A 2,630-nucleotide genomic window follows, 5' to 3' on the forward strand; every position below is an offset into this window, starting at 1 on the left:
GGGGCTTACACACTTTTTTGGGACAGTATCCTGGAGAAATTATTATTCGCAATTTGAGGGCATACAGCCTGACAGATATTTATTATTTAGATATAAGAAACATGAGACAATCTACTTTTCCCTTATCCATACTATTGGCCATTGTATTGGCATCATCATCATTTACCCTATTTGCACAAGAAACCAACCAAAAGAATGGGCAAAAACCTTTGGTCATCTTAGGGCGTGAGGCGGAGCGTTGTGAAACGCTTTTAGAGCATCTGCGAGCTGCGACAGATGTGGTGGACTTTCAAGCCTTACCAGTGATTGAAACCGAAGCCGAGGACTTTGTGATTCCTACCGTTGAGGTAGGGAAAAAGCCCGTATTCCTATTTACCTCACCTCGGGGAGTCGAGTATTTCTTTGTTAAGGAGACCCTGCCAAAGGATGCCTTCGTAGTAGCTCTAGGTAAAGGAACTCAGAGAATAATAGAGAGCCATGGTGCCGAGTGCCACCTAGTAAGTAGTATAGAGACCACCAAGGGGATGGCTGAGGAGCTAGCCAACTATTTTGGAAGCTTAGATAGACCCATCACTGACTTTCACTTTATCCAGCCCACCTGTGACATCGCAGGTCGAGGAATTCAGAAGCGTCTTGAATCCTTAGGAGCCATCTTTACACGCGTGGAGAGCTATCGTGTGATTCCTCACCCCCAGCTTAGAGAGGAGCTCTCTCAGTTAACTGAGGCTCCCCGATTGGTCCTATTCTACAGTCCAAGCGGGGTACGTGCTTGGAAGGAGTCCTCAGAGTTGCTACCTGCTGCAGCAAGCATAGGTCCTGTCACCTCTAAAGTGCTCAAGGAAAATGGGTTTGATGTGATCTGTGAGTCACCCACACCTCATGAGGAGGATTTAGTCGCAACGGTATTGCGTGCCTTGTCTCTCATCGTTGCTGCTAAGTAATCTCTTGCTCGTATTGCCCTTAATCGTTGTCAGACTATACATCTGAAGCTACTTGTTATTGAAAAAGACTTGACTCGCTGGTATTAAGAAAGTCTAACCAGTTGTTGGCTTTTTTAGATAGAGAATGGTACTTCGTGCAACATTCTCATAGATAGCTTTCATTTTCGGTTGCTCATTAGTTGTTTTGTATATGAAATAAGGGGGTGAAAAACTTTGTGTACCAAACAGAAATGTTTTAGGTATCAAATAGAAATACTTTAGGTACCAAACAGAAATGTTTTGTGTACCAAATATTTTATCACTTTACTAGCTCCTTAAGTCGTTGTAAAATCTTGGTCTGTATCTTTTGAGTCAGTGCCTTGGAACGACCGATAAAAGGACGTTTGGGCATGGTGAAAGGCTTCTTGCCGTAGATCTTAGCCTTACCGCCAAATTGATGCACTGCTGCATAGGGGGTGCTATTGATGATGTGGACACCATTGGATAGTATCTCCATACGAGTGGTACGGCGTAGCTCACGAGTCTCTCCGTGCAGGATGGGTGCATTCATACGCTCTGGGCTTCGCTTTCCCGTCTGCCCCGAGTGACCAAACCATGGCGAATCAGGTTTGCGACGCTCCACCTCTTTCCAAGGGTTGAGGACACTATCCACAAAGCCTCCCTTCTCAAAGTTCTCATCAAAGTGATTGAGAGCTGTACGCCCCATATCTATCTTGACGCCCTCTCCCTCCACGTACTTCCTTACCTCCGCCATCTTTTGAGGAAACATTTTGGCAAATTGAGTGATATCCATTTGGTTATATCTTATTTGTTAGTTATCTTTGCAGTGAGACCTAAGCAGATGATCGCAGTTGGTAGCGATAGGTTAGGGGATTAATTCCCCGCCTATATCGACGGGTTCGAGTCCCTCCTGCTTAAGTCTCATTTTATTTTCTTGTACTGCAACACTTCCTTTTCTAACACAACTCCGATCGTGATAAAATCAAGGAAGTATTCCTTGCTCTCTCTATCCCTTTGTAGTCTAAACACGTATTTTAGGGCTTTTGCACCATCTCTATATTTGACTCCAGTCACAATTGAGGAGTTGGTTTTATCTATTCGCCATTCATCAAAAGAGAGGAGGTCTTGTTTATATCTCTGTAGTAGTTCCTCTAGTGGTAACGTTTTGCCCAAAGCTACTTTGGTGTCTCTAGTGGCGTGCAGTAGTTGCTTGTCTACGGTTCTTACTTCACTATAAGTTTTCCCTTCAATCTTGAGAGGTTGATTGATATTCAAATACGTCTCAAAGTTTTCAGCTCTACGAGTTACCAATAGCCGTTTGCAAAGCTCCTTATAGGTTACTTTTTTCTCTTTATCTCTACTGACTTTCCTCGCCAGCTGGTGCATAGGGCATAGCTTGCTAGTGTCGTCTGCCAGCTTAGCTCCCTTCAACAAGCCTTGCCTACGACATTCGGGGCAGGTGGGTAGTCCTTGCCCCTTAGTGTAGGGGTGCTTGTGGAGGTCAAAGAGACTGCCACTCTTACCAGGGTTATTCGCCAGCCCATCCTTAGGCTCATCCTTGAGTGAGCCATCAGGCAGAGCGGTAGGGGCTTTGTCGGTAGGGCGGACACGGCACTTGCAATTCCAATCAAGCGGAGTGGTATATGCCGTAAATGAAAAAGGCGAGAAGTCGATTGACTTCTCGCCTTT

At 45.1% G+C, this 2,630-nt stretch carries 2 protein-coding genes, 1 tRNA gene and 1 pseudogene; 2 read left to right on the forward strand and 2 right to left on the reverse strand.

Translation table 11 applies throughout. The features are described from left to right. Positions 1–101 precede the first annotated feature (101 nt). The gene (locus QVO39_RS07270; RefSeq protein WP_021903622.1) at positions 102–941 is read left to right on the forward strand and encodes a uroporphyrinogen-III synthase; all 840 of its coding nucleotides are present in this window, start codon (positions 102–104) and stop codon (positions 939–941) included. A 298-nt stretch (positions 942–1,239) separates the two neighbouring features. Here the strand turns inward: QVO39_RS07270 and QVO39_RS07275 are convergent, their stop codons facing one another. Next, complete coding sequence (locus tag QVO39_RS07275; protein ID WP_021903623.1) at positions 1,240–1,734, reverse strand: phage virion morphogenesis family protein; 495 nt, start codon at positions 1,732–1,734, stop codon at positions 1,240–1,242. A gap of 41 nt (positions 1,735–1,775) precedes the next feature. Here QVO39_RS07275 and QVO39_RS07280 point away from each other — a divergent pair. After that, positions 1,776–1,859, forward strand: a tRNA-OTHER gene (locus QVO39_RS07280). Between the two features lie 3 nt (positions 1,860–1,862). Here the strand turns inward: QVO39_RS07280 and QVO39_RS07285 are convergent. Next, a pseudogene (locus QVO39_RS07285) lies at positions 1,863–2,630 on the reverse strand (hypothetical protein); the annotation flags it as partial.

Source organism: Porphyromonas sp. CAG:1061, from assembly GCF_000435035.1.
Taxonomy (GTDB): Bacteria; Bacteroidota; Bacteroidia; order Bacteroidales; family Porphyromonadaceae; genus Porphyromonas_A; species Porphyromonas_A somerae.